We start from the raw sequence: 26,941 nt of genomic DNA, 5'->3' as shown, positions 1-26,941 counted from the left end.
CCCTCGCCCCTTGCTTCTCCCCTTCACCCTTCGAGGAGGCAGTCCCTGTGACCGCCCGCAAGCCGTCCCGCAAGGCATCCCGCAAGACAGCCGAAGTCCCCGTCGAGTTCCCCGCCGAGGCGCCCGTCGACGCCGCTGCCGCAGCCGCGGTGGACGTGGCGGCCGCACCGACGCCGGAGCCGGCGCCCGCCACGGGGGCCGCGACCGCGACCGCCGAGCGCGCCCGGCCCCGGCGCGCCGACGCGGGCCCCCCGCGCCCCCGGCAGGCCGGGGACGGCCAGGGCGCCCGCCCCGCACCGGCCCTGGACGGCCCGGACCGCGGCCGGCTGCTGGCCGGTGACCACCACGCGCCGCACGACGTGCTCGGCGCGCACCCGGTCCCCGGCGGGGTGCTGCTACGGGCGCTGCGACCGTTCGCGCGGTCCGTCACGGTGCTGGCGACCGGGCTGCGGGCCGAGCTGCACGACGACGGCGACGGCTTCTTCTCCGGCGTGCTGCCGGTTCCGGAGGCCCCCGCGTACCGCCTCGAAGTGGCGTACGACGACAGCACCATCGAGGTGGAGGACCCGTACCGCTTCCTGCCCGCGATCGGCGAGCTCGATCTGCACCTGATCGGCGAGGGCCGTCACGAGGAGCTGTGGCGGGCGCTCGGTGCGGAGCCGATGGTCCACCAGAAGGTGGCCGGGACCCGGTTCACCCTCTGGGCGCCGAACGCGCGCGGTGTACGGGTCACCGGTGACTTCAGCTACTGGGACGGCACGGGCCTCCCGATGCGTTCGCTCGGCTCGACCGGGGTATGGGAGCTGTTCCTGCCCGGGGTCGGCGAGGGCGCGCTGTACAAGTACGAGATCTGCCGCCCGGACGGTTCGCACACGGTACGGGCCGACCCGATGGCCCGGCGCGCCGAGGTGCCGCCCGCGACCGCCTCGGTCGTCACCGCCTCGCACCACGCGTGGCAGGACGCGGACTGGATGGCCCACCGGGGCGACCGGCCGGTCCACGAGGCCCCGTTCTCGGTGTACGAGGTTCATCTCGCGTCCTGGCGGCCGGGCCTGACCTATCGTCAACTCGCCGAGCAGCTCCCGGCCTACGTCAAGGAGCTGGGCTTCACGCACGTCGAGCTGATGCCGGTGTCCGAGCATCCCTTCGGCGGTTCCTGGGGCTATCAGGTCACCGGGTTCTACGCGCCGACCTCGCGGATGGGGACCCCGGACGACTTCCGCTTCCTGGTGGACGCGCTGCACCGGGCGGGCATCGGCGTGATCATGGACTGGGTTCCGGCACACTTCCCGCGCGACGACTGGGCGCTGGCCGAGTTCGACGGACGCCCGCTCTACGAGCACTCCGACCCGCGGCGCGCGGCGCACCCGGACTGGGGAACGCTGGAGTTCGACTACGGCCGCACGGAGGTCCGCAACTTCCTGGTCGCCAACGCGACGTACTGGTGCGAGGAGTTCCACATCGACGGGCTCCGGGTCGACGCGGTGGCCTCGATGCTCTACCTCGACTACTCCCGCGAGGACGGCCAGTGGTCGCCGAACGAGTTCGGCGGCCGGGAGAACCTGGACGCGGTCGCCTTCCTCCAGGAGATGAACGCGACGGTCTACCGCCGCAACCCCGGTGTCGTCACCATCGCCGAGGAGTCCACCGCCTGGGACGGCGTCACCCGGCCCACCGACGGCGGGGGCCTGGGCTTCGGGCTGAAGTGGAACATGGGCTGGATGCACGACTCGCTCCAGTACATCGCCAAGGAGCCGGTCCACCGCAAGTACCACCACAACGAGATGACGTTCTCGATGGTGTACGCGTACAGCGAGAACTACGTGCTGCCGATCTCGCACGACGAGGTGGTGCACGGCAAGCAGGCGCTGGTGTCGAAGATGCCCGGCGACTGGTGGCAGCAGCGCGCCGACCACCGCGCCTATCTGGGCTTCATGTGGGCCCACCCCGGCAAGCAACTCCTCTTCATGGGCCAGGAGTTCGCCCAGGGAGCGGAATGGTCCGAGGGGCACGGACCGGACTGGTGGCTGCTGGACCCCTCCTACGGGGCGTCCGGCGACCACCGCGGGGTGCGGACCCTGGTCGGCGACCTGAACGCGGTGTACGGGGCGGTGCCCGCGCTGTGGCAGCGCGACACCGTCCCGGAGGGGTTCAGCTGGGTGGACGGCGGCGCGGCCGAGGACAACGTGTTCGCGTTCCTTCGGTATGACGCGGACGGCTCCCCGCTGCTCTCGGTCTCCCACTTCTCCCCGGCGGTCCGGAGCGACTACCGCCTCGGGGTGCCGGAGACCGGCACCGAGGGCTGGGTGGAGGTCCTGAACACCGACGCCGCCCGTTACGGCGGCGGCGATGTGCGGAACGAGGAGCGGCTGAAGGCGGAGGCGGTGCCCGCGCACGGCCGCCCGTGCAGCATCTCGCTCACGCTGCCGCCGCTGTCGACGGTGTGGTTCCGCCCGGCGTAGCCCGTACGGGGAGGAACACCCGGGGCCCGTACCGCGTCGATGACGACGTGGTGCGGGCCCCTCCCCCGTCCACCGGGGGTCAGTGACCGGCGGCGATCACCTCGACGAGGCTCGGCCAGGACTCGGGCCGGAACCCCTGTGACGGTCAGATACGCCCTTCACCGAAGGTGTCGAGGTCGGGGCGGTCGAGGTCGGTGGCCGGGGCGAGGACGTCCGCCAACTCCTGGAGCAGCTTCCGCTTGGGCCGGGCGCCGACCATCGACTTGACCGGCTCGCCCGCCCGGAAGACCATCAGCGTGGGTGTCGCCAGCACGCCGTACCGGACGCCGATCCCGGGTTCACGGTCGACGTCGAGCTGGACGATCCTGATCCGATCGGCCTCCTGGCGGGCGATCTCGCCCAGCACCGGGGCGAGTTGACGGCAGGGGCCGCACCAGTCGGCGGTGAACTGGACCAGCACGGGCAGGGCGGATTCCAGCACCTGCGCCTCGAAGGTCTCCTCGGTGACGTCGATGACGCCTTCGGTCCGGATCATGGGTGTCCTCCCAGTTCGCAGCGGGGCGCCGGGCCACCGGGCAGGGCGGCCGACGCCTCCAGTTCGGCTCGGACCAGCTGTGTGCCGACCTCGGCGCGCACCGACGTGAGCTGACCGATCAACGCGTCCAGTTCGTCGAGCTTGCGCCGGTAGCCGGCGAGCGAGGCGGGACAGGAGTCCCCGGCCGGGTGGCCGGCGCGCAGGCAGTCGACGAAGGGCCTGGTCTCCTCCAGGTCGAACCCGAAGTCCTGCAGGATCCGGATCTGCTGGAGGAGACGCAGGTCGCCCTCGTCGTAGCTGCGGTAGCCGTTCTGCGCGCGCCGCGCGGGCAGCAGTCCGCGCGACTCGTAGTAGCGGAGCGTCCGCGTCGTCGTCCCGGCCGCTCTCGCCAGCTCCCCGATTCGCATGGGACGAACGTATTCCTTGACGTCGACGTCAACGCAAGGGCGACGGCGCGGCGCGCCGGCCCGAAAACGGGCCGGGACCATGTCGTCAGTTGGCGCGGGCCGCCGACCGTCGGCGCACCGCCCAGATGATGCCGCCGCCCGCGGCGACCGCCGCGGCCGCCATGCCGGCGATCGGCATGGTGGAGTCCGAGCCGGTCGCGGCGAGGTTGCCGCCGCCGGTCGTCTGCGGGGTCGCGCCGCCGGTCGCCGAGCCGCCCGTGTCGGCGGAGCCGCCGGCGGCGCCGGTGCCGCCCGTGGAACCGGTGGAACCGGTGGAACCGGTGGACGAGGAGCCGCCCGTGGAGCCGGTGGAACCGCTGCCGCCCGTGGAGCCGGGGGTGCCGGATTCCTTGCCGGTGTCGATCACGATCCGCGCGGTGTCATTGGCCGCGTTCCGGTCGAAGGGGCGCCCCTGCCCGCTGAAGGAGACCTCGCCGGTGGTGCGGCCGACCGCCTTGTCGATGCGCAGGACGATGGGGTAGCTCTCGCCGCCGTCCACATCCACCCAGGACTGCGAGGTCCCGCAGCGGTAGTGCGTCTTGGTGACCGCCTCGCAGTATCCGTGCGCCTTGACGACGGACGTGCCCTTCGGGACGCGGATGTCGACGGTGGTCACGCTCTCGCCGCCGTTGCCCTGCACACGGGCGGGGCCCTTGTTGACGAACTTCACCGTCGCGGTGACCTTGTCGCCGGCCTCGCCCTTCAGCTCGGCGCCGGTCAGCGCGAAGTCGGCGGTGTTGGCGACGGTCACGTCGGCCTCGGCGAAGGGCTCGGGGTGGTTCTTCACGTCGGCGTCGGTGGCCGGGCCCTTCTCCACGAGCGTGAGCGGGTCGCCGGTGCCCGGCACCGGTTCGGTGGAGCCGCCGTCGCCCGTGTCGGGTTCGTGGACGCCGATCGACACCCGCAGGTCGTCGCGGAACGCGGAGTCGAGCGCCTTGAGCGAGACGGGCTTCTGCGTGCCGTAGACGACGCCCGGCTTCAGCGGCTGCTCGACGCGGCAGGAGGCGACGTTCGTCTCGGGCATCTCGTCGTAGGAGGTGAGGGTGTAGTAGGTGCAGTTCTTGTGCGTCTCGTCCGCTTTCAGGCCCGGCGACACGGCGTACGTCACCCAGAGCGCGGGCACCTCCGCCGTCCCCTTGTTGAGGAAGGTGAGCGGAGTCGAGAACGAACTTCCGGGCTGAACCCCCTTGACCGGCCGCATCGTTCCGACGCCGAGATCCGGCTCCGATTCGTCGGCGAGCGCCGGCACGGCGCCCAGCGCCACCAGCGCGGCGGCGGCTACGGCGGCGGTCCCGCCGCGCAGGGTACGGCTGCGGGAAGGGGGGATACGCATGGAAGTCCTTCGGTCGTGGGGCTCGTTGAGCGGACTGCGGTCCTTCACCTCTCAAGACCGGTGCCGGACACGGAGGGTTGTGCCGCCGGAACGGTCGTGACAGAACACGGACACAAGGGATCGATACCGGCCACGAACGCCAGGACACCCGTACCGGGGGTACGGGTGTCCTTGGGTGGGGGGTGCCGCGGTGGCTGTGGGGCCGGTGGCGCGGGTCAGACCTTGGCGGGCTCCCCGGCCGCGTCCCGCTGCTCGGGGACCTCGCCGGAGCCGCCCGCCGGGGCGTGGTCGTCGACGAGGGTCTTCTCGTCGAACGGGACCCGGCCGGCCAGCACCTCGTTCACCCGGTCCTTGTCGATCTCCTTGGTCCAGTGGCCGACCAGCACCGTGGCGACCGCGTTGCCCGCGAAGTTGGTCAGGGCGCGGGCCTCGCTCATGAAGCGGTCGATGCCGACGATCAGGCCGACGCCGTCGACGAGCTCGGGGCGGTGGGACTGGAGTCCGCCGGCCAGGGTCGCCAGGCCCGCGCCGGTCACGCCCGCCGCGCCCTTCGAGGCGATGACCATGAAGATCAGCAGCGAGATCTGCTCGCTCGCACTGAGCGGGTCGCCCATGGCGTTGGCGATGAACAGCGAGGACATCGTGAGGTAGATCGCGGTGCCGTCGAGGTTGAAGGAGTAGCCGGTCGGCACGGTGATGCCGACGACGGGCTTGCTGACGCCCAGGTGCTCCATCTTTGCGATCAGCCGCGGCAGGGCCGATTCGGAGGAGGAGGTGGACAGGATGAGCAGGAACTCGCGGCCCAGGTACTTCAGCAGCGAGAACAGGTTCACCCCGGCGACCAGGCGCAGGATCGCACCGAGCACCACGAAGACGAACAGCGCGCAGGTGACGTAGAAGCCGATCATGATGATCGCCAGGGACTTCAGGGCGTCGAGGCCGGTCTCGCCGACCACCGCGGCGATCGCGCCGAACGCGCCGACCGGGGCGGCCCACATGATCATGGCGAGGACGCGGAAGACGAGGCGCTGGATGTGGGTGATGCCGCGGATGATCGGCTCGCCGGTCGAGCCCATCGCCTGGAGCGCGAAGCCCGCGAGCAGCGCGACGAGCAGGGTCTGGAGGACCTCGCCCGCGGTGAAGGCGGAGACGATCGTGGTCGGGATGATGCCGAGCAGGAAGTCCACGGTGGACTCGCTCGCGCCCGACGCCTGCGCCTCACCTGCGGCCCGCGCCTGCTCGGTGATCTGGAGGGTGGAGCCGGGCTCCAGGACGTTGCCGACCAGCAGGCCGATGGCGAGGGCCACGGTCGACATGACCAGGAAGTAGCCCAGCGCCAGACCGCCGACCGCGCCGACCTTGGCGGCCTTGCGCACCGAGCCGACGCCCAGGACGATCGTGCAGAAGATGATCGGCGAGATCATCATCTTGATCAGGTTCACGAAGCCGGCGCCGATGGGCTTCAGCTCGACGGCCACCCCGGGGGCCGCGAAGCCCACCAGGATGCCGAGCGCCACGGCGGCGATCACGGCGATGTACAGGTAGTGGGTGCGGTCCCGTTGTTTGGCTGCCACAGCCATCGTGGGGCTCCTCGGCTCGGTGGGCTTGCGCCCCCGTCCCTGGGGGCTTCGGCGACTATCCACCGCCTTGTGACCCCGGTCACCCTTGCGTTCATATCGTTCACGGTCACTTTTCGGCCACCCGGAGCAAGTCCGGCGGGCGAGGCAGACTGTGGGGTATGCGCCTCCCCCGTACCCTCCCCCGAAGCCTGGCGGGCCAGCTGTTCGCCATGCAGGTCGTGCTCATCGCGGCGGTGGTGGCGGGGTGCGCCGTCTTCGCGTACGTCTCGGGCAGCGCGCAGGCCGAGGATACGGCCGCCCGGCAGGTGCGGGTGGCGGCGTTGGCGGTGGCCGATTCCCCCTCCGTACGGGAGGCCATCCGCACCCCGGACCCGTCCGCCGCACTCCAGCCGTACGCGGAGCGGGTGCGCGAGGACACCGGGATCGCCTTCATCACGATCATGGACACCGAACGGGTCCGCTGGACGCATCCGGACACGGCTCGGATCGGGGACACCTTCCTCGGGAACACCGCGAAGGCCCTGCGCGGGCAGACCTTCACCGAGACGTACACCGGCACGCTGGGCCCCTCGATCCGGGTGGTGACCCCGATCCGCGACAACGGGCGGATCGTCGGCCTGGTCAGCGCGGGCATCACCGTGGACCGGGTCTCCTCGCAGGTACGGGACCAGCTCGGCGCGCTCGCGCTGGCGGCGGGCGGGGCGCTGACACTCGGCGGCATCGGCACCTACGTGATCAACGCCCGGCTGCGGCGGCACACCCACGGGATGAACGCGGCCGAGCTGAGCCGGCTGCACGACTACCACCAGGCCACCCTGCACGCGGTGCGCGAGGGGCTGCTGATGCTGGACGGGCGGCGGCGGATCGCGCTGATCAACGATGCCGGGCGGGAGCTGCTGGGCCTGGCGCCGGACGCGGAGGCGGTCGGCCGTACGGTCGACGAGCTGGCCCTGCCCGCGCCGCTGACCGGGGCGCTGCTGGCGTCCAAGGCCCGGGTGGACGAGCTGCACCTGACGGCGGAGCGGATCGTCGTGGTCAACACCCGTCCGGTGGTGGGCGGTGAGCGGCGCGGCACGGTGGTGACCCTGCGGGACCACACCGAATTGCAGGCGCTCTCCGGTGAGCTGGACTCCGAGCGCGGATTCACGCAGGCGCTGCGCTCCCAGGCCCACGAGGCGGCGAACCGGCTGCACACCGTGGTGTCGCTGATCGAGCTGGGCCGGGTGGAGGAGGCGGTGGACTTCGCGACGGCGGAGCTGGAGCTGGCCCAGGTGCTGACCGACCGGGTGGTGGGGGCGGTGGAGGAGCCGGTGCTGGCGGCGCTGCTGCTCGGCAAGGCGGCCCAGTCGAACGAGCGCGGCGTGGAGTTGGTGCTCGCGGACGACAGCCTGATCGACGACGGGGCGCTGCCGCCCTCGCTGGCCCAGCGCGATCTGGTGACGATCCTGGGCAATCTGATCGACAACGCGGTGGAAGCGGCTTCGGACGGCGCCGACGACGGCTCCGGGACGGTGCCCGCGCCCCGGTCGCCCGGGGGTCCGGCGGGGCGGGCCCGGGTCACCGTGACCGCGCTCGCGGACGAGCGGGGGCTGCTGCTGCGGGTCGCGGACACCGGGGCGGGCATCGGCCCGGAGGCGGCGGACGAGGTGTTCCGGCGCGGCTGGTCGACGCACGGGGCGGGGCGCGGGCTCGGTCTGGCGCTGGTGCGACAGGCGGCCCACCGCAACGGGGGCACGGTGGAGCTGGACGCGGGTCCGGACGGCGGCGCGCGGTTCACCGTACGGCTGCCGCTTCCGGCCCGCACGGCGACAGGTTCGCGGCCCGCGCCCGAGCCCGGGGCCGAGTCCACGTCCGGGGCCGCGCCCGCGCACAAGGAGGTCACGGCATGATCCGGGTACTGGTGGTGGAGGACGATCCGGTGGCCGCCGACGCCCACCAGATGTACGTGGAGCGGGTGGAGGGCTTCACGGTGACGGCGGTGGCGCACACCCGGGCGGCGGCGGTGCGGGCGCTGGAACGCACGCCGGTGGATCTGCTGCTGCTCGACCTCTATCTGCCGGACGGGCACGGACTGGGACTGCTGCGCTCGCTGCGCGCCTCCGGCCACGGGGCGGACGTGATCGCGGTGACCTCGGCGCGGGATCTCGCGGTGGTGCGGGAGGGAGTGTCGCTCGGCGTCGTGCAGTACGTGCTGAAGCCGTTCACGTACCCCACACTGCGGGACCGGCTGGTGCGGTACGCGGAGTTCCGGGGCGCCGCCGGGGAGGCGAGCGGGCAGGAGGAGGTGGACCGGGCGCTGGGCGCGCTGCGGGTCGCGCATCCGGCCACCCTGCCCAAGGGGCTCAGCGGGCCGACGCTGGAGGCCGTGACCCGGGTGCTGAAGGAGTCACCGGAGGGGGTGACGGCGGCCGCCGCCGGGGAGCGGCTGGGCATCTCGCGGATCACGGCCCGGCGGTACCTGGAGCACCTCGTGACCGTAGGCAGCGCCACGCGGCGTCCGCATTACGGGCAGGTCGGCCGACCTGAACTGCATTACCGCTGGCTGGTCTCGGGGCGCTGACCGACCGGCGCCGAAATGGCCGACAAGCGCTTGCCGACGATTTTCACGGTGGTGGTGCGCCGCCGCGGAGAAGCAAAAGAAAGCGCTGGTGGGGCGGTACTCGCGTACCGCCCGCCCGGTTCGCGGCTGGAGGTTCCTACGAAGCGTGATCTGTGGGGAACGTACCGTAGCCAAGCCGGAAATGGACTTCTACGGTGGGCCCGTGCACCCCACCCCGCCATTCAACGCCCCCGCCGCGCGCCGTCTCCGCGAGGCTCTGGGGATGGCTCCCGGCCATGTCGCCTACGGGCTCGCCGCCCAGTACGGACTCCGGATCAGCGCAGAGACCGTCATCGCCTGGGAACGCGGCCTCGCGACGCCCGGGGAGCGCGAGCTGACCGCCCTCGCCGGCGTCCTCTGGTGCGCCCCCGGGGAACTGCTCGCGGCCGCCACCACCCTGCGCGAGCACCGGATGACCCACGATCTGAGCGTGGACGACCTGGCCCGCCGGCTGGGGATGACCGGCGCCTCGTACCTGCGGATGGAGGAGTCGGGGCGGTGGCGGGGCAACGAGAAACAGTCGGCGGCGCTGCGCCGGGCGCTGGACCTGACGGCGGCGCAGTTCCTGACGGCGACCGGCCGCGACGAGGAGCTGGCGGAGCTCCTGAGCAGCGCGGTCACCACACGCTGGCAGGCGTACGTCCGCCCGGTCGCCAAGATCGTCCCGCTGGACCGGGCGCTGATCCAGGACGTGCTGGAACAACTGCACGCCGACTACCAGGCCCTGATGGTCTCCACGCTGAGCTGGAGCGGCACGGGCCAGGAACGCTCCGGGTCGACGGGCGACGCGGGCCGGGCGTTCCTGTCCCGGGTGGTGGACCAGTTCTGGCGGACCGCCGGGGTGTGACCCCGCCCGGGCCGCCCGGGCGGCCCGGGCGGCCCGTGCGGTTGCGGATCACCCGTCCGGGAAACCGTCCGGGGAGCCGGACCTAGAAGACCTGCTCGGCCTCGTACATCCGCTCGGCGGGCACCCTCTTCAGCTGGGTGACGGCCTCGGCGAGCGGGACCATGGCGATGTCGTTGCCGCGCAGGGCGGTCATCCGGCCGAAGTCGCCGCGGTGCACGGCCTCCACGGCGTTCCAGCCGAAGCGGGTGGCGAGCACCCGGTCGTACGCGGTCGGTGTGCCGCCACGCTGGACATGGCCGAGAATGACCGGCCTGGCCTCCTTGCCGAGCCGGGTCTCCAGCTCGATGGCCAGGCGGTTGCCGATGCCCTGGAAGCGCTCGTGGCCGTACTGGTCGATCTCGCCCTTGGCGTACGGCATGGAGCCCTCCGCCGGGTGCGCACCCTCGGCGACGCAGATGACGGCGAACTTCTTGCCGCGCGCGAACCGCTCCTCGACCATCTTGACCAGGTCGTCGACCTGGAAGGGGCGCTCGGGCAGGCAGATGCCGTGGGCGCCGCCGGCCATGCCGGACTCCAGCGCGATCCACCCCGCGTGCCGGCCCATGACCTCGACGACCATCACGCGCTGGTGGGACTCGGCGGTGGTCTTGAGACGGTCTATGGCCTCGGTCGCGACACCCACCGCCGTGTCGAACCCGAAGGTCCGGTCGGTGCAGGAGATGTCGTTGTCGATGGTCTTCGGGACACCGACGACCGGCATGCCGGCGTCGGAGAGCATGCGGGCCGCGGTGAGCGTGCCCTCGCCGCCGATCGGGATGAGCGCGTCGATGCCGTAACGGCGGGACAGCTCCTCGCAGTTCTCGGCGGCCTCGCGCAGCCGGTCGCGCTCCAGGCGGGCCGAGCCGAGGATGGTGCCGCCGCGGGCGAGGATGCCGCTGACCGCGTTGAGGTCGAGGGGGCGGAAGTGGCCGTCGAGCAGCCCCTTGAAGCCGTCCTCGAAGCCGATGACCTCGTCGCCGTGGCCGACCACGGCCCGGTGGACGACCGACCGGATCACTGCGTTCAGGCCGGGGCAGTCGCCGCCCGCGGTGAGAATTCCGATGCGCATCGAGGTGTGTCTCCTGCTCGCTAGTCGCGCTTTTCCGGGAGGCCGACCGTGGCGGCCCCCGTGCCCTGAACCAGGACGATTGTCCCACGTCCGGCACCGACCCCGCGCTCTCGGCCGGGCCTGGGGCCGGAAACGGGTAGGAGGAGTCCGAAGGCCGTATACCTCCGGCGGGCGGTATAGCGGCCCCCGCAGGTATCGTCAAGAGGCAATGCAGGCCAATGCCGCACCCGGCGGATCACCGGGCGGGCACGGGGGTATCACCGCACGTCCGGACGCCCGCGGGTCGCGGCATCGAACACAAGGACGGGAGAGCACGCGTGGCGCGCAGCGTGTACGTGACCGGGATCGACCGGGGTGACGGCCGTCAGGTCGTCGAGCTGGGAGTCATGGAGCTCCTGACGCGTCAGGTGGACCGGGTCGGTGTCTTCCGTCCGCTGGTCCACGACGGACCCGACCGGCTCTACGAGCTGCTCCGGGCCCGCTACCGGCTCTCCCAGAGCCCGGCCTCCGTATACGGCCTGGACTACCACGAGGCCTCCGCCGTGCAGGCGGAGAAGGGCACGGACGAGCTGGTCTCCCGGCTCGTCGAGCGTTTCCACCAGGTGGCCCGCGAGTACGAGGTGGTCCTGGTCCTGGGCAGTGACTTCGCCGCCACCCAGCTCCCCGACGAGCTGGCGCTGAACGCCCGGCTGGCCAACGAGTTCGGGGCCTCGGTGATCGCGGTGGTCGGCGGCAAGGGGCAGAACGCGGAGTCCGTCCGCGCCGAGACCCGTAACGCCTACCGCGCCTACGCGGGACTGGGCTGCGACGTGCTGGCCATGGTGGTGAACCGGGTCGCCGCCGAGGACCGCGAGAGCATCGCGGAGCGGCTCGCGGCCCGGCTGCCGGTGCCCGTCTCCGTCCTGCCGGACGATCCGGCGCTCTCGGCGCCCACGGTCGCCCAGATCACCGCGGCGCTGAACGGCACGGTGCTGCTCGGCGACGACTCGGGGCTCGCGCGCGACGCGCTGGACTTCGTGTTCGGCGGGGCCATGCTGCCGAACCTGCTGAACGCGCTGACACCCGGCTGCCTGGTGGTCACCCCCGGGGACCGGGCGGATCTGGTGGTGGGTTCGCTGGCCGCGCACAGCGCGGGCACCCCGCCCATCGCGGGCGTGCTGCTGACCCTGGACGAGCGCCCCGGCGAGGAGATACTCACGCTGGCCGCCCGGCTCGCACCGGGGACCCCGGTCGTGTCGGTGGCCGGCGGATCCTTCCCCACCGCCGGCGAACTCTTCTCCCTCGAAGGCAAGTTGAACGCGGCGACGCCCCGGAAGGCGGAGACGGCCCTCGGCCTGTTCGAGCGCCATGTCGACACGGGCGCCCTCCTCGACCGGATCTCGGTGGCCCGCAGCGGACGGGTCACGCCGATGATGTTCGAGCACGAGCTGCTGGAGCAGGCCCGCGCCGACCGCAAGCGCGTGGTGCTGCCGGAGGGCACCGAGGAGCGGGTGCTGCGCGCCGCCGACGTGCTGCTGCGCCGGGACGTCTGCGACCTCACGCTGCTCGGCGACGTGGACGTGATCCGCAAGAAGGCCGCCGACCTCGGCATCGACCTCGCGGACACCCAGCTGATCGACCCGCACACCTCGGAGCTGCGGGGCGTCTTCGCCGAGCGGTACGCCGAACTGCGCGCGCACCGCGGAGTGACGGTGGAGCTGGCCGTCGACGTGGTGGCGGACGTGAACTACTTCGGCACGCTGATGGTGCGGGAGGGGCTTGCCGACGGGATGGTGTCCGGGTCGGTGCACTCCACGGCGGCCACCATCCGCCCGGCGTTCGAGATCATCAAGACGAAGCCGGACGCCAGAATCGTGTCGTCCGTCTTCTTCATGTGCCTGGCCGACAAGGTCCTCGTGTACGGCGACTGCGCGGTCAACCCGGACCCGAACGCGGAACAGCTCGCGGACATCGCGGTGCAGTCGGCGGTGACGGCGGCCCGGTTCGGCGTGGAGCCCCGGATCGCGATGCTGTCGTACTCCACCGGGACCTCCGGCTCCGGAGCGGACGTCGACAAGGTGCGCGAGGCCACCGAGCGGGTGCGGGCGGAGCGGCCCGAGCTGCGGGTGGAGGGGCCGATCCAGTACGACGCGGCGGTCGAGCCGTCCGTCGCGGCGACGAAACTGCCCGGGTCGGAGGTGGCCGGGCAGGCCACCGTGCTGATCTTCCCCGACCTGAACACCGGCAACAACACCTACAAGGCCGTGCAGCGCTCGGCGGGGGCGGTGGCGGTCGGTCCGGTGCTCCAGGGACTGCGCAAGCCCGTCAACGACCTGTCGCGCGGCGCGCTCGTCCAGGACATCGTCAACACCGTGGCGATCACGGCGATCCAGGCACAGGGCGAGGAGCGCCCCGCATGACGACCTCCGGCCCCGACCACGAAAGCACGGCAGCCCCTGTGGAACCTCAGCGCGTCCTCGTCCTCAACTCCGGCTCCTCGTCGGTGAAGTACCAGCTCCTCGACATGCGCGACCGCTCCCGGCTCGCCTCGGGCCTGGTCGAGCGGATCGGCGAGGAGACCTCACGCCTGGTGCACACCCCGCTGACCGGCGGCGGCGCCGGGCCCCGTGAGCGTACGGGCCGGATCGCGGACCACGCCGCGGCGCTCAGGGCCGCGGCCGAGGAGCTGGCGGCGGACGGCCTCGGGCTCGACTCCCCCGAACTCGCCGCGATCGGACACCGGGTGGTGCACGGCGGGCTGAGGTTCAGCGCCCCGACCGTGATCACCGACGAGGTGCTGGAAGAGATCGAGCGCCTCGTCCCGGTCGCGCCGCTGCACAACCCGGCGAACATCACGGGCATCGTCACGGCGCGGGCACTGCGGCCGGACCTGCCGCAGGTCGCGGTCTTCGACACGGCGTTCCACACGACGATGCCGGAGGCGGCAGCACGGTACGCGATCGACGTGGAGACCGCCGACGCGCACCGCATCCGCCGCTACGGCTTCCACGGCACCTCGCACGCGTACGTCTCCCGCAGGACGGCCGAGCTGCTGGGCCGGGCGCCGAAGGACGTGAACGTCATCGTGCTGCACCTGGGCAACGGGGCGTCCGCGTCGGCGGTCGAGGGCGGGCGGTGCGTGGACACCTCCATGGGGCTGACGCCCTTGGAGGGTCTCGTGATGGGTACGCGCTCCGGGGACATCGATCCGGCGGTCACCTTCCACCTGGAGCGGGTGGCGGGCATGTCGACCGACGACATCGACGTCCTGCTCAACAAGAAGAGCGGGCTGGTCGGTCTGTGCGGCGACAACGACATGCGGGTGATCCGCCGCCGGATCGACGAGGGCGACGAGCGGGCCGCGCTGGCCTTCGACATCTACATCCACCGGCTGAAGAAGTACATCGGCGCCTATACGGCGGTGCTCGGCCGGGTGGACGCGGTGGCGTTCACGGCGGGGGTCGGGGAGAACGCGGCTCCGGTGCGGGAAGCTGCCATCGCGGGCCTGGAGGAGCTGGGCATGGCGGTGGACGCCTCGCTCAACGCCGTACGGTCCGCGGAGCCGCGGTTGATCTCGCCGGAGTACGCCCGGGTGGCGGTCGCCGTGGTGCCGACGGACGAGGAGCTGGAGATCGCCGACCAGACGTTCGCGCTCGTCGAGGGGCCCGGTTCGCCCTGATCCGGAACCTCGGGCGGCGTCCCGATCCGGGACCTCGGACCGGTCGACAACTGAGCGCCCCCGCGCCCCTTTGTATCTTCCACCAGCCGGAATATTCCGCAGTGAAACAAACCGATAGGATCCGCCTCATGCGCCGTTCCAAAATCGTCTGCACCCTCGGTCCCGCCGTCGACTCCCACGAGCAGCTCGTCGCTCTGATCGAGGCCGGCATGAGCGTGGCCCGTTTCAACTTCAGTCACGGTACCCACGAGGAACACCAGGGCCGTTACGACCGTGTCCGCAAGGCGGCCGCCGAGACCGGCCGCGCGGTGGGCGTGCTCGCCGACCTCCAGGGCCCGAAGATCCGGCTGGCGAAGTTCGCCGAGGGCCCGGTCGAGCTGGTCCGCGGGGACGAGTTCACCATCACCTCCGAGGACGTCCCCGGCGACAAGTCGATCTGCGGCACGACCTACAAGGGTCTGCCCGGCGACGTCGTCAAGGGCGACCCGATCCTGATCAACGACGGCAACGTCGAGCTGAAGGTCGTGGCGGTCGAGGGCCCCCGGGTGAGGACCATCGTCATCGAGGGCGGTGTCATCTCCGACCACAAGGGCATCAACCTCCCCGGCGCGGCGGTCAACGTCCCGGCCCTGTCCGGGAAGGACGTCGAGGACCTGCGCTTCGCGCTGCGGATGGGCTGCGACCTGGTCGCCCTCTCCTTCGTCCGGGACGCCGACGACGTCAAGGACGTCCACAAGGTGATGGACGAGGAGGGCCGCCGGGTCCCCGTCATCGCCAAGGTGGAGAAGCCGCAGGCGGTCGAGCACATGGAGGGCGTCGTCATGGCGTTCGACGGTGTGATGGTGGCCCGCGGCGACCTGGCCGTCGAGTACCCGCTGGAGAAGGTCCCGATGGTGCAGAAGCGCCTGGTGGAGCTGTGCCGGCGCAACGCCAAGCCGGTGATCGTGGCGACCCAGATGATGGAGTCGATGATCACCAACTCGCGCCCGACCCGCGCCGAGGCGTCCGACGTCGCCAACGCGATCCTGGACGGCGCGGACGCGGTCATGCTGTCCGCCGAATCCTCGGTGGGCGCTTACCCGATCGAGACGGTCAAGACGATGGCGAAGATCGTCGTCGCCGCGGAGGAGGAGCTGCTCTCCAAGGGCCTCCAGCCGCTGGTCCCCGGCAAGAAGCCCCGTACGCAGGGCGGTTCGGTGGCCCGCGCGGCCTGCGAGATCGCGGACTTCCTGGACGGCAAGGCCCTGGTCGCCTTCACCCAGTCCGGCGACACCGCCCGCCGCCTCTCCCGTTACCGCACGGCCCAGCCGATCCTGGCCTTCACCACGGACGAGGCCACCCGCAACCAGCTCGCGCTGAGCTGGGGCGTCGAGTCGCACGTCGTCCCGCACGCGGACAACACCGACGCGATGGTCGATCTGGTCGACGCGGAGCTGCTGAAGCTGAACCGCTACAACGACGGCGACACGATGATCATCACCGCCGGCTCGCCCCCCGGCATCCCCGGCACCACCAACATGGTCCGGGTGCACCACCTGGGCGGCGGCGAGCGGGACTGACCGCACCCCGCACCTCAACGGCTGTGGGCCGTACTCCTCATCAGGAGTGCGGCCCACAGTCGTTGAGGTGCGGCTCCCGGACGGGGTCGGGGACGGGGTCGGGCTGCCAGTTTTTTCTAGAGGACCGATGAAGATCTTGGGTTCTGGCCCTGGCCGCCGTCGAAGAAGTTCTCCAGTCCCGGAACGGTGAGCGTGCCGCCGAACTGGCCGGCCTGAACCACCCTCACCTCGGTGAAGAAGGCGAAGGGGATGTTCAGCGGCGGCGGGGTCCCGGGGCTGAAGGTGATCGGGATGAGACCGAAGAGGTTGCCCTTCAGCTCCTCCGTGTACATCGTCACCTCGCCGTCACGGATCGTCGACGTCGAACCGGGCCGCGACTTCACATGGCCCGTCGTGCCCATCGGACCGACGGTCAGCTGGTGCAGGTCCTTGATGTCGATGGAGTCGGCGGTGAACTTCAGCACCTTCTTGAGGGTGCCGTCCGCCTTCTTCACCTCGACGATGCCGTGGTAGTCCAGGCCGTTGAGGGTGAGCAGCGTCGACTCCAGGGTCCACGGGTCGGACGGGACCAGCGGGATGCCGGGCTCCAGTTCGGCCTTGGCGAGCGCGTCCGGGTCGGGCACGGGGCACGGGAAGCGGGGCTTGGCGCCGTCCGGGATGTCCTCGTCCTTCCTGGGGTCGAGTCCCTTGACGTCCTCGTCGAGCTCCTCGACGTCCTTGCCCGCCTTCTCGGCCGCCTCGCGGAGGGCGTCGGCCGTCCTGTCGGACGTCTCCTTCGCCTTGTCCGCGGCGCTCCCGGCCGGGGCTCTCGGCTCGTCGGACGGCTTCGGGGCCCCGGTCGTGGGGCTCGGGGACGAACTCGTCGGCTCCTCGGCCTTCTTGCCGGGCCCGTCGAAGAGGTCCTTGAGCGCGTCACCGGCGCCGAGCGGGTCCAGCGGGTTCTTCGACTTCGTGGGCGTCGGAGTCGCGGAGGGCGCCTCTGTGGGCGTCTCCCCGGCGGACTGCGCCGACGTGTCCGCGCTCGCGTCGGGCTTCGCCCCGGAGGTGGAACCGCCGGCCGACGGCGTGGGCGTGGGCGTGGCGGTGGTGTCGTCGCCGGGCTTCGCGTCCCTCTCTGCCTCGTCCTTCGCCGTGGCCGACGGGGACGGGGACGGGGACGGGGTGGCCTTCGGCGACCCGGACCCGCTCGGCTCGTCGGACCGGGTGACACAGGGGCCCGGCGCGAACGGGATGTCGCCGCGTTCGTCGGCCAGGGCCAGCTTGGGTGTCAGCCCCATGCCCACGAACACCGCCGTCGGCATCGCGGCGAGCGCCAGCGCCTTCTTTCCGCTGGGCAGGTGGAGCTTGGCCAGCAGCGACTTCCTGGGGGCCGCGTGACGGGGGCCCCTGCGCTCGCGGAGGTTGTTGCCGGGGTAGACGTTCGTCCACTGACCGTCCTCACCCCGCACGGCGCCTCCCGTCGTCGGCGTCGGCTGCCGGATCGTACCCGGAGCGCTGCCGCGGCACGGCCGCGGCGCCGTGCGACTCGCCCTCGGAGCGCCCCTCGTAAGGGTGCTCGGCGAGCGGAGCCTCGCCGGCGCCCTTCGGATCGCCCGGGGCCCAGGAAATGGACAGGGCTCCGCCGACGAGGGCGAGGACGAATCCGACGACGAAGCCGCCGATGTTGGCGACAGGGAGGGAGATCAGCGCGAGCAGGATGGCGGCAACACCCGCGAAGACCCGCACGATGCCGTGGTACCACATCGTCAGACCGAGCGTGATCAGCAGGACCCCGATGATCAGGGATCCGGCACCGGCCGTGGTGGACATGGCCAGCGTCATGTTGCCGAGCGTCATGCTGGCGTACGGGAAGTAGGCGATGGGAATCCCACCGGCCATGGTGAACAGTCCGGCCCAGAAAGGCCGGTGACCCCGCCAGGCGCGGAAGCGTCTTTGAAGGACGCGGATGTAGTGCTCGTTCTGCCCTGTGGACTCGGGGCTCATGGAAAACAGCTCCCTGGAACCGGTACTGCCGTGAGATGGGGAGGATGGGTGGCCGGAAAGCCCTGAGGGGACGTTCCGGCCACCCTGGCCGGAGGGCTAGAAGCACTCCTTGACGCCCGTGTGCAGCCTCAGCTTCAGGTCGCTGAGCTTGAACGTGCCGGCGGTGGTCGCCCACGCCGTCTGCTTCACCTTGGTCAGAACGGCCCGGTCGGCCCGCTGCGCGAAGCCCGCCTCGTTGGCGGTGGTGCCGGGCTGGATGCCTATCCCGTTCGGCCTGTGCTCCTTCTTCAGCGAACCGGCCGCGACACCGATGTCAATGTTCTCGAAGTCGGCGTCGGCGTCCAGCTGTGCGATGTCCAGGTAGAGGTTGGTGGCCCTGACCGGCCTGTCCGGGTCGGTGCCGGCCCTCAGCTCGAGACTGACGCTCTTGCCGATGAAGGGAACCTTCGGCGTGACCACCGACTGGCACATGTTGGTGATCGTGGCGCTGCTGAAGCCCGACACCGCGACCGCGTGCGAGACCTTCTTGCCGTTGAGGTCCTTACCGACCGCGACGCTGCCGTACTGGACGAAGTCCTCGCCGTCCAGCTTGTCGGTGCTGACCTTGAAGCTCTGCCCGGACACACTGAACGACGCGGCGAGCGCGCCCTGTGCGAGGCCGACGCCCACCGCCGCCGTGGCGACGACGCTCGGCACCATGACCAGCGCGAACCGCTTCCATCTCGTCCCACCGCGAACTTGGGAACTCATACGTGCTCCTTCTTCTCGGACGTACATCTCCGGCCGGGCATCGTGCCCGTCCTGGGATGGGAGAAGTGCTACGTCCTCGGGAAGGAGAGCGCCCGCGGACGGAGACGTGTCCCGCATCCGATCCACCGGCGTTCACCCCCGAGCGACAACCACTGGCCGCGCTTTCCGCGCAGCCGGTCGGACAGGCCCCGCCCGTGGGCGGGAACCCCCCTGTCCGCGGTCGGCGCCACTGCCGCCGACCACTCGGTGGGGACCCAACAGACCCTCGGACACCGGCTGGAGACCGGACTGGAGGTATGGGACCGAGCGTGGCCGATGGTGGTGCATTCACGGCCGTGACACAAGGGGCATCATTACTGGCTAGTAACGACTCGATAACCACAGGACGGCAGGGCGGCATCACGCGACGGCACAGGGTGGCACGAAAGGGGCATCGGAATTGCGCGAAACCTCATGGAAACGAGACAGACCCACCAGCCCGCCTTACCGGGAGTAATAGCTCACATCTTTGTCAAGATTTGGTAAAGCGAAGGCTTCGCGCGCCCTTCTTCGGCGTCAGGACGGCAAAACGGCCGCGCCGCCCGGGGGGCAGCACGGCCGTCTTGTCACATCGGAACAATCGGGCCCGTCCGGAGGATACGGCTGACCACTCTCAGAACAGGACGCGGGCCAGCGCGGTGCGCGCGGCGATGACCCGGGGATCCTCCGGACCGATCACCTCGAAAAGCTCCAGCAGCCGCAGCCGGGCGGCGTCGCGGTCGTCGCCCGCGGTGTGGCGGACCGCTTCGACGAGCCGGCCGAAGGCGTCCTCGACATGTCCGCCGGCCAGGTCGAGATCGGCGGCGGCGATCTGGGCGTTCACATCACCCGGCTTGTCCGCGGCTTCCTTGCGGACCGCCTGCGGGTCCATGCTCTGGACACGGACGAGCAACTCCGCCTGGGCCAGGCCCAGCTTGGCCTCCGGGTTGCCCGGGTCCTCCCCGAGGACGTTCTTGTACGCCTGGACCGCGCCGCCGAAGTCATTGGCGTCGAGAGCGGACGCGGCGGCCTCCAGCAGGACGTCGTACGGACCGGCCGGCACCTCGGCCGGGACCGCGTCCGCCGGGGCGGCGTCCGGGTCCACGGCGATCCCGGTCAGTCCGAAGCGCTCCTCGCCGACCTGGATCAGCTGGTCCAGCGTCTCGCGGATCTGGGCCTCGGGGGCCGCGCCCTGGAAGAGCGGGAGGGCCTGACCGGCGACGACGGCGAAGACGGCCGGGATGCCCTGGACGCCGAACTGCTGCATCAGCATCTGGTTCGCGTCGACATCGACCTTGGCCAGCAGGAAGCGGCCGTTGTACTCGACGGCCAGGCGCTCCAGCAGGGGGCCCAACTGCTTGCACGGCTCGCACCACTCGGCCCAGAAGTCGATGACGACGGGGACCTCGGCGGAGCGCTGGAGGACATCGCGCTCGAATCCGGCTTCATCGACGTCGATCACCAGGGCGGCGGGAGTGACGGCTGCGGCGCCCCCGCTACGGGAGGCCTCCGCGCGGGCCCGCTCCGCCTTGGCCTTGGCCTCACCGGCCGCCTTGACAGCGGCGAGGTCGACAACGCCGCTCATGGACATGTTCCTAGGCTGCATACGTACATCCTCCCCCCTGAGCACACCGTTGCGGAAAGCGAGTGCGAGAACCGGACCGGACCGGGCGCCCCCGCCGGTGTGCGGGGGCGGACGGGCCGAGGCGGTTCCGGCTCCCCCGAGCGCCCGTGAGGCCCGGTGGAACCGGTCGGGCCCCTGAAAGACCCTGGCTGAAACTGACCGGGCCCCGAAAGACCCGTTGGACCTTCCGGATCCCCATCCGGCCGGTCCGTGCGGCCCCGGGTCCCCACCCGGCGCCTGGGATCTCCGTGAAGACCCCGGTGGCTGTCGCTCGTTGGTGCCGTGGCGTACGGGGGCGCGATCCGGCCGCCTTCCTTACGCTACGACCCGTAGCGTAACTTCCGATCGCCCAGCCCGGACAGGTGATCCCGGTGATCTGTCTCACGGGCACCGGAGCACAACCGTTCGCCCTACCGGCCGGTATGGTCGCCGCATCATGAACGACAGCGACCTCAAAGCCACCCGAACAGGACGTCCGCGGAGCACCGCGGCCGATGCCGCGATCCTCGACGCGACGCGGGCGTCCCTGGTCGATCTCGGCTGGTCGAAGCTGACGATGGGCGATGTGGCGATCCGGGCCGGGGTGGCCAAGACGACCCTCTACCGGCGCTGGGCGGGCAAGAACGAGCTGGTCGTGGACGCGGTCGCCGTCCTCTTCGACGAGCTGGAACTGCCCGACCGGGGCAGTCTGGCCGCCGATGTGCAGGGGGTCGTGCTCCAGTTCGCCGCCCTGCTGGAGCGGCCGGAGGCCCGTACGGCGCTGATGGCGGTGGTCGCCGAGTCCACCCGCGACGACTCGCTGCGCCTGCGGATCCGCTCGGCCATCGTGGACCGGCAGAAGCGGCTGGTGCTCCTCGGGCGGCAGCGCGCCCAGGCCCGCGGCGAGCTGCGGTACGAGGACGACGCCTCGACGGCCGCCCGCAACGCGGACCTGATCTTCGACGTGATCGCCGGAGCCGTGGTGCACCGCACCCTGGTGAGCGCGGAGCCGGTGGACTCCGCGTGGGCGAGCGGCTTCACCTCACTGCTGCTGCTGGGGCTGGCGGGAGCGCAGGCGGGAGCGCCGGGTTCGGACCCGGTCGCGGGCGACGCCCCCGTGCCCCGGCGCAAGGCCCCCGGTCCACCCGGGGGGCGGAGGGCCGGCCCTCAGAATCCCGGCGGCTCCGTGTAGGTGCCCCACTCCTCGCGCAGCACCCCGCAGATCTCGCCGAGTGTGGCCTCGGCCCGTACCGCGTCCAGCATCGGCGTGATCATGTTGGAGCCGTCGCGGGCGGCGGCGAGCATCGCGTCGAGGGCTGCGGTGACCCTGGCGTCGTCGCGGGCGGCCTTGCGGTCCGCGAGCTGGCTGACCTGGTCGCGCTCGACCTCGTGACTGACCCGGAGGATCTCCAGGTCGCCGGTGACCGAACCGTGGTGGACGTTGACGCCGACGACCCGCTTGTCGCCCTTCTCCAGGGCCCGCTGGTACTGGAACGCGGACTCGGCGATCTCGCCGGTGAACCAGCCGTCCTCGATGCCGCGCAGGATGCCGGAGGTGATCGGCCCGATGGGGTGCTGCCCGTCGGGGTGGGCCCGGGTGCCGCGCTCCCTGATCTGGTCGAAGATCTTCTCGGCCTCGGCCTCGATCCGGTCGGTGAGCTGCTCGACGTACCAGGAGCCGCCCAGCGGGTCGGCCACGTTGGCGACGCCGGTCTCCTCCATCAGCACCTGCTGGGTGCGCAGGGCGATCTCGGCGGCCTGCTCGGAGGGGAGCGCGAGGGTCTCGTCGAGGGCGTTGGTGTGCAGCGAGTTCGTGCCGCCGAGCACGGCCGAGAGCGCCTCCACGGCCGTGCGCACGACGTTGTTGTACGGCTGCTGCGCGGTGAGCGATACCCCGGCGGTCTGGGTGTGGAAGCGCAGCCACTGCGCCTTGTCGGTCGTGGCGCCGTAGGTCTCCTTCATCCAGCGGGCCCAGATGCGGCGGGCGGCGCGGAATTTGGCGATCTCCTCGAAGAAGTCCAGGTGCGCGTCGAAGAAGAAGGAGAGCCCGGGGGCGAAGGTGTCGACGTCCAGGCCGCGCGAGAGGCCCAGCTCCACGTAGCCGAAGCCGTCCGCGAGGGTGTACGCCAGCTCCTGCGCGGCCGTCGCCCCGGCCTCGCGGATGTGGTAGCCGGAGACGGAGAGCGGCTTGTAGGCGGGGATGTCGCGGGCGCAGTGCTCCATCAGGTCGCCGATGAGGCGCAGGTGGGGCTCGGGCTGGAAGAGCCACTCCTTCTGCGCGATGTACTCCTTGAAGATGTCGGTCTGGAGCGTGCCGTTGAGCACGCCCGGGTCGACGCCCTGGCGCTCGGCGGCGACCAGGTACATGCAGAAGACGGGCACGGCCGGGCCGCTGATCGTCATCGAGGTGGTGACGTCGCCGAGGGGGATGTCGCCGAAGAGGACCTCCATGTCGGCGGCGGAGTCGATGGCGACACCGCAGTGGCCGACCTCGCCGAGCGCGCGCGGGTCGTCGGAGTCCCGGCCCATCAGCGTCGGCATGTCGAAGGCGACGCTGAGGCCGCCGCCGCCCGCCGCGAGGATCATCTTGTAGCGCTCGTTGGTCTGCTGGGCGTTGCCGAAGCCGGCGAACTGGCGGATCGTCCACGTGCGGCCCCGGTAGCCGGTGGGGTGCAGCCCGCGGGTGAAGGGGTACTCCCCCGGCCAGCCGATCCGCTCGAATCCCTCGTACGTGTCACCGGGGCGGGGTCCGTACGCGGGCTCGACCGGGTCCCCGGAGAGCGTGGTGAAGTCCGCGTCACGCTTGCGGGCCTTGTCGTAACGGGCCTGCCAGCGGAGGCGGCCTTCCTCGATCGCGTCAGCGTCCATACCTCAAATTTACTAGGACGTCCTAGTAAATGTCGATGGGAAACCGCCCTGCGCTTTTCGCGCGGGGCGGTTCGGGACGGCCCGGAAGCCCTCGGCTCAGACCTTCGCGGCGACCGGTGCGGGGTCGGTGACCAGGGCGCGGGCCTCGCGGCTGACCTTCGGCTCGACAAAGAACGAGGCGAAGGGGATACAGCCCGCGGCCAGCACCCACAGGAGCTTGCCGAAGGGCCACTTCGCCTTGGAGCCGAGATCGAAGGCGAAGACGACGTAGACGATGAACAGCACGCCGTGGACCTGGGAGATCAGCATGGTGTCGCCGGTCTCGAAGCCGTACTTCGCGATGATCGCCGCGGTGAAGATGAGCAGCCAGACGGCGGTGACGTAGGCCATCACCCGGTAGCGGGTGAGCACGTTCTGTTTCATGGCCACGAGCGTAACGGGACGGCCGGGGCGATCTTCGCGCGACCCCGGCCTCACCGCAGGAGCCTGCCGGCCGGCGTGCTCATCTCTCCTCGAAGTCCTGGGCCGCCACCCGCAGCGGGCGCAGCATGGCGAAGATCTCGGCGCACTCCTCGGCGTCGTACACCCCGAGCCCGAAGTCGATCGCGACCAGGTCCCGGGTGGCTGCCTCGACGACGTCGCGCCCCTTGTCGGTGATGGACGCCAGCGTTCCGCGGCCGTCGTCGGGATTCGGCCGCTTACCGACGAGACCGGACTTGACCAGCCGGTCCACGGTGTTGGTGACCGAGGTGGGATGCACCATCAGCCGCTCCCCGATCTTGGACATCGGCAGCTCACCGGCCTTGGAGAAGGCGAGCAGCACCAGCGCCTCGTACCGGGCGAAGGTCAGCCCGTACGGCTTGACGACGGCGTCGACCTCGGCGAGCAGGATCTGCTGGGCCCGCATGATCGAGGTGATCGCCCCCATCGAGGGCACGGGTCCCCAGCGCTGCCGCCAGAGCTCGTCGGCGCGGGCGATCGGATCGAAGGGGAGACTGAGCGGCTTCGGCACGGCATCGACCTTACCGACTGGTCACATGCCGGTCAGCCCCGTCTCGTCCTTCGGTATCGGACATCCGTCCGGGGGCTGTCCTGCGGACCTCGGCGACGAGCAGGAGGGTGCAGACGGTACCGATGATTCCGGATCCGGCGACCACCTGGTGCACGGGGAAGAACTCGGCCGCGAGCCCCGCCAGGGCCATCCCGAGGCCCTGGACGGTCATCAGCCCGGCGGTGAGCAGCGTCATGGCCCGGCCGCGCAGCTCCTGGGGCACGGCGTCGACGAACCACTGGTCGAGCCCGATGACATAGGCGGCGCCGGCCCCGGCCAGGGCGAGGGCCACCAGGGCGAGCGGCAGCCCGGGGCGGACCACGTACACGAGGAGCGGGAGCAGCCCGGCGGCGGCGACCGGCAGGACGATCCGGGAGCGGTTACGGGGGCTGAGCGCGGAGCCCACGAACAGCTCGGCCCCGATGTGCCCGACGGCCATCGCGCACAGCAGCAGCCCGAGCGCGGCGGGCGGGGCCCCGATCGCGTCGGCGTACGGGGCGGCGAGCGCCTCCGGGGCCACCACGAACATCGCGGGCAGCCAGAACAGCAGCAGCAACGCCCGGATGCGGCGGTCGCCCAGCACCAGGCGGGCCCCGGAGAGCGACTCCTTCAGCAGCGTCCCGCCGCCGTCACCGGGGACGGCGCGGGCGGGGCGGTCGCGGGTGCCGAAGCGGAGCAGGGCGGCCGAGCACAGGAAGGTCACCACGGTGACGGTGATCGCGCCGCGCGGGGAGACCACGGTGAGCAGCACCCCTCCGGCGCCGAACCCGATGAGCATCGCGCTCTGCGAGACGATCCGCAGCAGCGAACGGCCCAGCACGTAGAGGTCGCCCTCGCCGAGGATGTCGGTGAGCGCCGCCATCCGGGTGCCGGTGAAGACGGGCGCGATGGCGGCGACCAGGCAGCGCAGGGCGAGGAGTCCGGCGACCGGGGTGGCGGGCACCAGCATCACGGCGACGCAGGCCGCGCAGAGCAGGTCGCAGACGACCAGGACGCGGCGGGCCGGGTAGCGGTCGGCGACCCCCGCGAACAGCGTCCCGCCGATCATGTACGGCAGCAGCCCCAGCGCGAACGTCAGCGCGCTGAGCAGCGGGGAGCCGGTGAGGTCGTAGACGAGCACGGTGAGCGCCAGCTCACTGACCACCACACCGAGCAGCGAGAGCAGGTGCGCGGCGAAGACGGCCCGGAACTCAGGGACGGCGAAGACGGCCCCGTAGCCGCGCGGGGTGGCGGGAGCCGGGGTGTCGGGCTCCCGGAGCGTGGGCCCGGAGCCCGGGTCACGGTGGGCGGCACGCTCCGGGGGCGGAGCCGGGACCGGTGCCGCCGGGGCGGGCGAAGTGCGGGGTGTGTCCGCCGGGGCGGGGCTGTCGGTCGGCATGGGACGAGTCTGGGGCCGGGGCGCGGCCGGCCCTAGACTTTCGGCTGGAGACGAATGTCCGGGCCGCGAGGTGAGGGAGAGACATGCCGTTCCAGCTGCATTTCGGCGAGAGCGACCTGCTGCGCTGCCGGTTCGCGCTGTCACCGCTGTTCGAGACGCAGGAGGCGGTGCGCACCCTGTACCGAACGGGCCGCCACGGCTACCACCTGCCGTGGCTCCGCCGGATCCGGGAGGCGTCCGGGGCGCTGGACCTGGAGCCGCTGTGGCTGCTGATGCCGGCCGCGGGCCACAACCCGGACTTCATCTGCCCGCCGCCGATCGGGCCGCTCGCGACGTTCGAGGAGGAGATCGCGGCCGTCCGGGCGGTCGATCCGGAGATGGCGCGGTCCGACATGGCTCTGGCCCTGGCGGACCGGCCCGGCGGAAGCGCGTCGCCCGTCGGGCGGCGGCTGCTGGCCGATCCGGCGCGGGCCGTGCGCGAGCTCGCCGACCTGCTGGAGCAGGCCTGGCAGGTACTCATCGAGCCGTACTGGCCCCGGTTGCGGGCGCTGCTGGAGGCGGACATCACCTACCACTCGCGTCGGCTCGCGGACAGCGGGCTCGAACAGCTGCTGGGTGAGCTGAGCCCCCGGCTGAGCTGGAACGGCTCGACGCTCACGCTGACCGGGACCCAGGGCGACCACGAGCGGGTGCTGGGCGGGCAGGGGCTGGTGCTGATGCCGAGCGTCTTCGTCTGGCCCGAGGTGGTGGGCGGCCACGAGGAGCCGTGGCGGCCCGGGCTGATCTATCCGGCGCGCGGCATCGGCGGGCTGTGGAGCGAGTCCGGCGAGCGGACCCCGACGACCCTCGCCCGGCTGCTCGGCCGGGTCCGGGCCGATGTGCTGTGCGCGCTGGACGAACCGGCCGGGACGAGCGCGCTGGCGCACCGGCTGGGTCTCGCCCCCTCGTCCGTATCGGCCCATCTGTCCGTGCTGCGCGGGGCGGGGCTGCTGACCTCGCGGCGCTACGGACACCAGGTGCTGTACGAGCGCACGCCGCTGGGGATCGCACTGGCCGCCTCGGACTGACGCGCGCCGGGCCGCGTCGCGGGCGTATGGGTCACGGACGGTGTCGCACCGCCACCCCCGGTGGCCGTTATGTCACGATTGTCGATGCTTGCCTGT

Annotated in this window: 22 protein-coding genes; 9 read left to right on the top strand and 13 right to left on the bottom strand. The window is 71.5% G+C overall.

Annotated features, from left to right (window positions below; translation table 11 throughout):
- Positions 1–47: 47 nt before the first annotated feature.
- Positions 48–2,462 carry a 1,4-alpha-glucan branching enzyme gene (gene glgB, locus ACZ60Q_RS14130; protein ID WP_469633084.1) on the top strand — a complete coding sequence of 805 codons (2,415 nt, stop codon included), beginning with the start codon at positions 48–50 and terminating at the stop codon, positions 2,460–2,462.
- A 145-nt stretch (positions 2,463–2,607) separates the two neighbouring features.
- Here glgB and trxA read toward each other — a convergent pair whose 3' ends face one another.
- The 4 genes from trxA to ACZ60Q_RS14110 all read right to left on the bottom strand — a co-directional run bounded on the left by trxA (position 2,608) and on the right by ACZ60Q_RS14110 (position 6,356).
- Positions 2,608–2,997: a thioredoxin gene (trxA, locus tag ACZ60Q_RS14125; protein ID WP_469633082.1), complete on the bottom strand. Its 390-nt coding sequence runs from the start codon at positions 2,995–2,997 to the stop codon at positions 2,608–2,610.
- A complete protein-coding gene (locus tag ACZ60Q_RS14120) occupies positions 2,994–3,404 on the bottom strand; it encodes a MerR family transcriptional regulator (RefSeq protein WP_469633080.1) in 411 nt (136 codons plus the stop codon). Before ACZ60Q_RS14120 ends, trxA begins: the two co-directional genes overlap by 4 nt.
- A gap of 85 nt (positions 3,405–3,489) precedes the next feature.
- Positions 3,490–4,776: an LAETG motif-containing sortase-dependent surface protein gene (locus tag ACZ60Q_RS14115; protein ID WP_469633078.1), complete on the bottom strand. Its 1,287-nt coding sequence runs from the start codon at positions 4,774–4,776 to the stop codon at positions 3,490–3,492.
- Between the two features lie 215 nt (positions 4,777–4,991).
- Positions 4,992–6,356, bottom strand: coding sequence for a cation:dicarboxylate symporter family transporter (locus tag ACZ60Q_RS14110; RefSeq protein WP_469633076.1), 1,365 nt, complete (start codon positions 6,354–6,356; stop codon positions 4,992–4,994).
- 158 nt (positions 6,357–6,514) lie between these two features.
- Here ACZ60Q_RS14110 and ACZ60Q_RS14105 point away from each other — a divergent pair, with 158 nt between their 5' ends.
- The 3 genes from ACZ60Q_RS14105 (at position 6,515) to ACZ60Q_RS14095 (ending at position 9,802) form a co-directional block, all read left to right on the top strand.
- The gene (locus ACZ60Q_RS14105) at positions 6,515–8,245 is read left to right on the top strand and encodes a sensor histidine kinase (RefSeq protein WP_469633073.1); all 1,731 of its coding nucleotides are present in this window, start codon (positions 6,515–6,517) and stop codon (positions 8,243–8,245) included.
- Positions 8,242–8,916 carry a response regulator gene (locus tag ACZ60Q_RS14100; protein ID WP_469633070.1) on the top strand — a complete coding sequence of 225 codons (675 nt, stop codon included), beginning with the start codon at positions 8,242–8,244 and terminating at the stop codon, positions 8,914–8,916. The genes ACZ60Q_RS14105 and ACZ60Q_RS14100 overlap by 4 nt, the downstream gene beginning before the upstream one ends.
- A 181-nt stretch (positions 8,917–9,097) precedes the next feature.
- Complete coding sequence (locus ACZ60Q_RS14095) at positions 9,098–9,802, top strand: XRE family transcriptional regulator (RefSeq protein WP_469633068.1); 705 nt, start codon at positions 9,098–9,100, stop codon at positions 9,800–9,802.
- 82 nt (positions 9,803–9,884) lie between these two features.
- Here ACZ60Q_RS14095 and ACZ60Q_RS14090 read toward each other — a convergent pair whose 3' ends face one another.
- Entirely contained in the window at positions 9,885–10,910 is a 1,026-nt protein-coding gene (locus tag ACZ60Q_RS14090) for an ATP-dependent 6-phosphofructokinase (protein ID WP_469633065.1), read from the bottom strand.
- 317 nt (positions 10,911–11,227) lie between these two features.
- Between ACZ60Q_RS14090 and pta the strand changes: the two genes are divergently transcribed.
- The 3 genes from pta (at position 11,228) to pyk (ending at position 16,127) form a co-directional block, all read left to right on the top strand.
- Complete coding sequence (gene pta, locus ACZ60Q_RS14085) at positions 11,228–13,309, top strand: phosphate acetyltransferase (protein ID WP_469633062.1); 2,082 nt, start codon at positions 11,228–11,230, stop codon at positions 13,307–13,309.
- A 38-nt stretch (positions 13,310–13,347) separates the two neighbouring features.
- Positions 13,348–14,568: an acetate kinase gene (locus ACZ60Q_RS14080; RefSeq protein ID WP_469633822.1), complete on the top strand. Its 1,221-nt coding sequence runs from the start codon at positions 13,348–13,350 to the stop codon at positions 14,566–14,568.
- A 128-nt stretch (positions 14,569–14,696) separates the two neighbouring features.
- Entirely contained in the window at positions 14,697–16,127 is a 1,431-nt protein-coding gene (gene pyk, locus ACZ60Q_RS14075; RefSeq protein WP_469633059.1) for a pyruvate kinase, read from the top strand.
- A gap of 116 nt (positions 16,128–16,243) precedes the next feature.
- Here pyk and ACZ60Q_RS14070 read toward each other — a convergent pair whose 3' ends face one another.
- From ACZ60Q_RS14070 to ACZ60Q_RS14055, 4 genes are all read right to left on the bottom strand, one after another.
- Positions 16,244–17,575, bottom strand: coding sequence for a hypothetical protein (locus ACZ60Q_RS14070; protein ID WP_469633056.1), 1,332 nt, complete (start codon positions 17,573–17,575; stop codon positions 16,244–16,246).
- Entirely contained in the window at positions 17,565–18,110 is a 546-nt protein-coding gene (locus ACZ60Q_RS14065; RefSeq protein WP_469633054.1) for a DUF6114 domain-containing protein, read from the bottom strand. The genes ACZ60Q_RS14070 and ACZ60Q_RS14065 overlap by 11 nt, the downstream gene beginning before the upstream one ends.
- Positions 18,111–18,206: 96 nt before the next feature.
- Positions 18,207–18,860: a DUF6230 family protein gene (locus ACZ60Q_RS14060; RefSeq protein WP_469633051.1), complete on the bottom strand. Its 654-nt coding sequence runs from the start codon at positions 18,858–18,860 to the stop codon at positions 18,207–18,209.
- Between the two features lie 652 nt (positions 18,861–19,512).
- Positions 19,513–20,484: a tetratricopeptide repeat protein gene (locus ACZ60Q_RS14055; RefSeq protein WP_469633048.1), complete on the bottom strand. Its 972-nt coding sequence runs from the start codon at positions 20,482–20,484 to the stop codon at positions 19,513–19,515.
- A 454-nt stretch (positions 20,485–20,938) separates the two neighbouring features.
- Here ACZ60Q_RS14055 and ACZ60Q_RS14050 point away from each other — a divergent pair, with 454 nt between their 5' ends.
- On the top strand, positions 20,939–21,673 hold the full coding sequence (locus tag ACZ60Q_RS14050; protein WP_469633045.1) for a TetR/AcrR family transcriptional regulator: 735 nt from the start codon (positions 20,939–20,941) through the stop codon (positions 21,671–21,673).
- On the opposite strand, the gene ACZ60Q_RS14045 is transcribed toward ACZ60Q_RS14050, so the two are convergent.
- The 4 genes from ACZ60Q_RS14045 to ACZ60Q_RS14030 all read right to left on the bottom strand — a co-directional run bounded on the left by ACZ60Q_RS14045 (position 21,649) and on the right by ACZ60Q_RS14030 (position 25,778).
- Entirely contained in the window at positions 21,649–23,349 is a 1,701-nt protein-coding gene (locus tag ACZ60Q_RS14045) for an acyl-CoA mutase large subunit family protein (RefSeq protein WP_469633042.1), read from the bottom strand. The genes ACZ60Q_RS14050 and ACZ60Q_RS14045 overlap by 25 nt on opposite strands.
- Before the next feature lie 96 nt (positions 23,350–23,445).
- Positions 23,446–23,772 carry a DUF3817 domain-containing protein gene (locus ACZ60Q_RS14040; RefSeq protein WP_469633039.1) on the bottom strand — a complete coding sequence of 109 codons (327 nt, stop codon included), beginning with the start codon at positions 23,770–23,772 and terminating at the stop codon, positions 23,446–23,448.
- Between the two features lie 79 nt (positions 23,773–23,851).
- Positions 23,852–24,361, bottom strand: coding sequence for a MarR family winged helix-turn-helix transcriptional regulator (locus ACZ60Q_RS14035; protein WP_469633036.1), 510 nt, complete (start codon positions 24,359–24,361; stop codon positions 23,852–23,854).
- Positions 24,362–24,371: 10 nt separating this feature from the next.
- Entirely contained in the window at positions 24,372–25,778 is a 1,407-nt protein-coding gene (locus tag ACZ60Q_RS14030) for an MFS transporter (protein ID WP_469633034.1), read from the bottom strand.
- Between the two features lie 83 nt (positions 25,779–25,861).
- On the opposite strand from ACZ60Q_RS14030, the gene ACZ60Q_RS14025 reads away from it, so the two are divergent.
- Positions 25,862–26,845 (top strand): ArsR/SmtB family transcription factor, encoded by a 984-nt coding sequence (locus tag ACZ60Q_RS14025; protein WP_469633031.1) that lies wholly within the window; start codon positions 25,862–25,864, stop codon positions 26,843–26,845.
- Positions 26,846–26,941 lie beyond the last annotated feature (96 nt).

It is taken from the genome of Streptomyces sp. NPDC104313, assembly GCF_055583985.1.
The sequence above is the reverse complement of the archived record's forward strand: the minus strand, read 5'-3'. Positions and strand labels throughout refer to the sequence as shown.

Bases quoted from the DNA above. Each gene is read 5' to 3' on its own strand.
- ACZ60Q_RS14090 (WP_469633065.1), bottom strand. From the start codon at position 10,910: ATGCGCATCGGAATTCTCACCGCGGGCGGCGACTGCCCCGGCCTGAAC.
- ACZ60Q_RS14065 (WP_469633054.1), bottom strand. From the start codon at position 18,110: ATGAGCCCCGAGTCCACAGGGCAGAACGAGCACTACATCCGCGTCCTT.
- ACZ60Q_RS14120 (WP_469633080.1), bottom strand. From the start codon at position 3,404: ATGCGAATCGGGGAGCTGGCGAGAGCGGCCGGGACGACGACGCGGACG.
- ACZ60Q_RS14115 (WP_469633078.1), bottom strand. From the start codon at position 4,776: ATGCGTATCCCCCCTTCCCGCAGCCGTACCCTGCGCGGCGGGACCGCC.
- ACZ60Q_RS14055 (WP_469633048.1), bottom strand. From the start codon at position 20,484: ATGCAGCCTAGGAACATGTCCATGAGCGGCGTTGTCGACCTCGCCGCT.
- ACZ60Q_RS14050 (WP_469633045.1), top strand. From the start codon at position 20,939: ATGAACGACAGCGACCTCAAAGCCACCCGAACAGGACGTCCGCGGAGC.
- ACZ60Q_RS14095 (WP_469633068.1), top strand. From the start codon at position 9,098: ATGGACTTCTACGGTGGGCCCGTGCACCCCACCCCGCCATTCAACGCC.
- ACZ60Q_RS14040 (WP_469633039.1), bottom strand. From the start codon at position 23,772: ATGAAACAGAACGTGCTCACCCGCTACCGGGTGATGGCCTACGTCACC.
- ACZ60Q_RS14100 (WP_469633070.1), top strand. From the start codon at position 8,242: ATGATCCGGGTACTGGTGGTGGAGGACGATCCGGTGGCCGCCGACGCC.
- ACZ60Q_RS14045 (WP_469633042.1), bottom strand. From the start codon at position 23,349: ATGGACGCTGACGCGATCGAGGAAGGCCGCCTCCGCTGGCAGGCCCGT.
- trxA (WP_469633082.1), bottom strand. From the start codon at position 2,997: ATGATCCGGACCGAAGGCGTCATCGACGTCACCGAGGAGACCTTCGAG.
- ACZ60Q_RS14030 (WP_469633034.1), bottom strand. From the start codon at position 25,778: ATGCCGACCGACAGCCCCGCCCCGGCGGACACACCCCGCACTTCGCCC.
- ACZ60Q_RS14110 (WP_469633076.1), bottom strand. From the start codon at position 6,356: ATGGCTGTGGCAGCCAAACAACGGGACCGCACCCACTACCTGTACATC.
- ACZ60Q_RS14060 (WP_469633051.1), bottom strand. From the start codon at position 18,860: ATGAGTTCCCAAGTTCGCGGTGGGACGAGATGGAAGCGGTTCGCGCTG.
- ACZ60Q_RS14025 (WP_469633031.1), top strand. From the start codon at position 25,862: ATGCCGTTCCAGCTGCATTTCGGCGAGAGCGACCTGCTGCGCTGCCGG.
- pyk (WP_469633059.1), top strand. From the start codon at position 14,697: ATGCGCCGTTCCAAAATCGTCTGCACCCTCGGTCCCGCCGTCGACTCC.
- ACZ60Q_RS14105 (WP_469633073.1), top strand. From the start codon at position 6,515: ATGCGCCTCCCCCGTACCCTCCCCCGAAGCCTGGCGGGCCAGCTGTTC.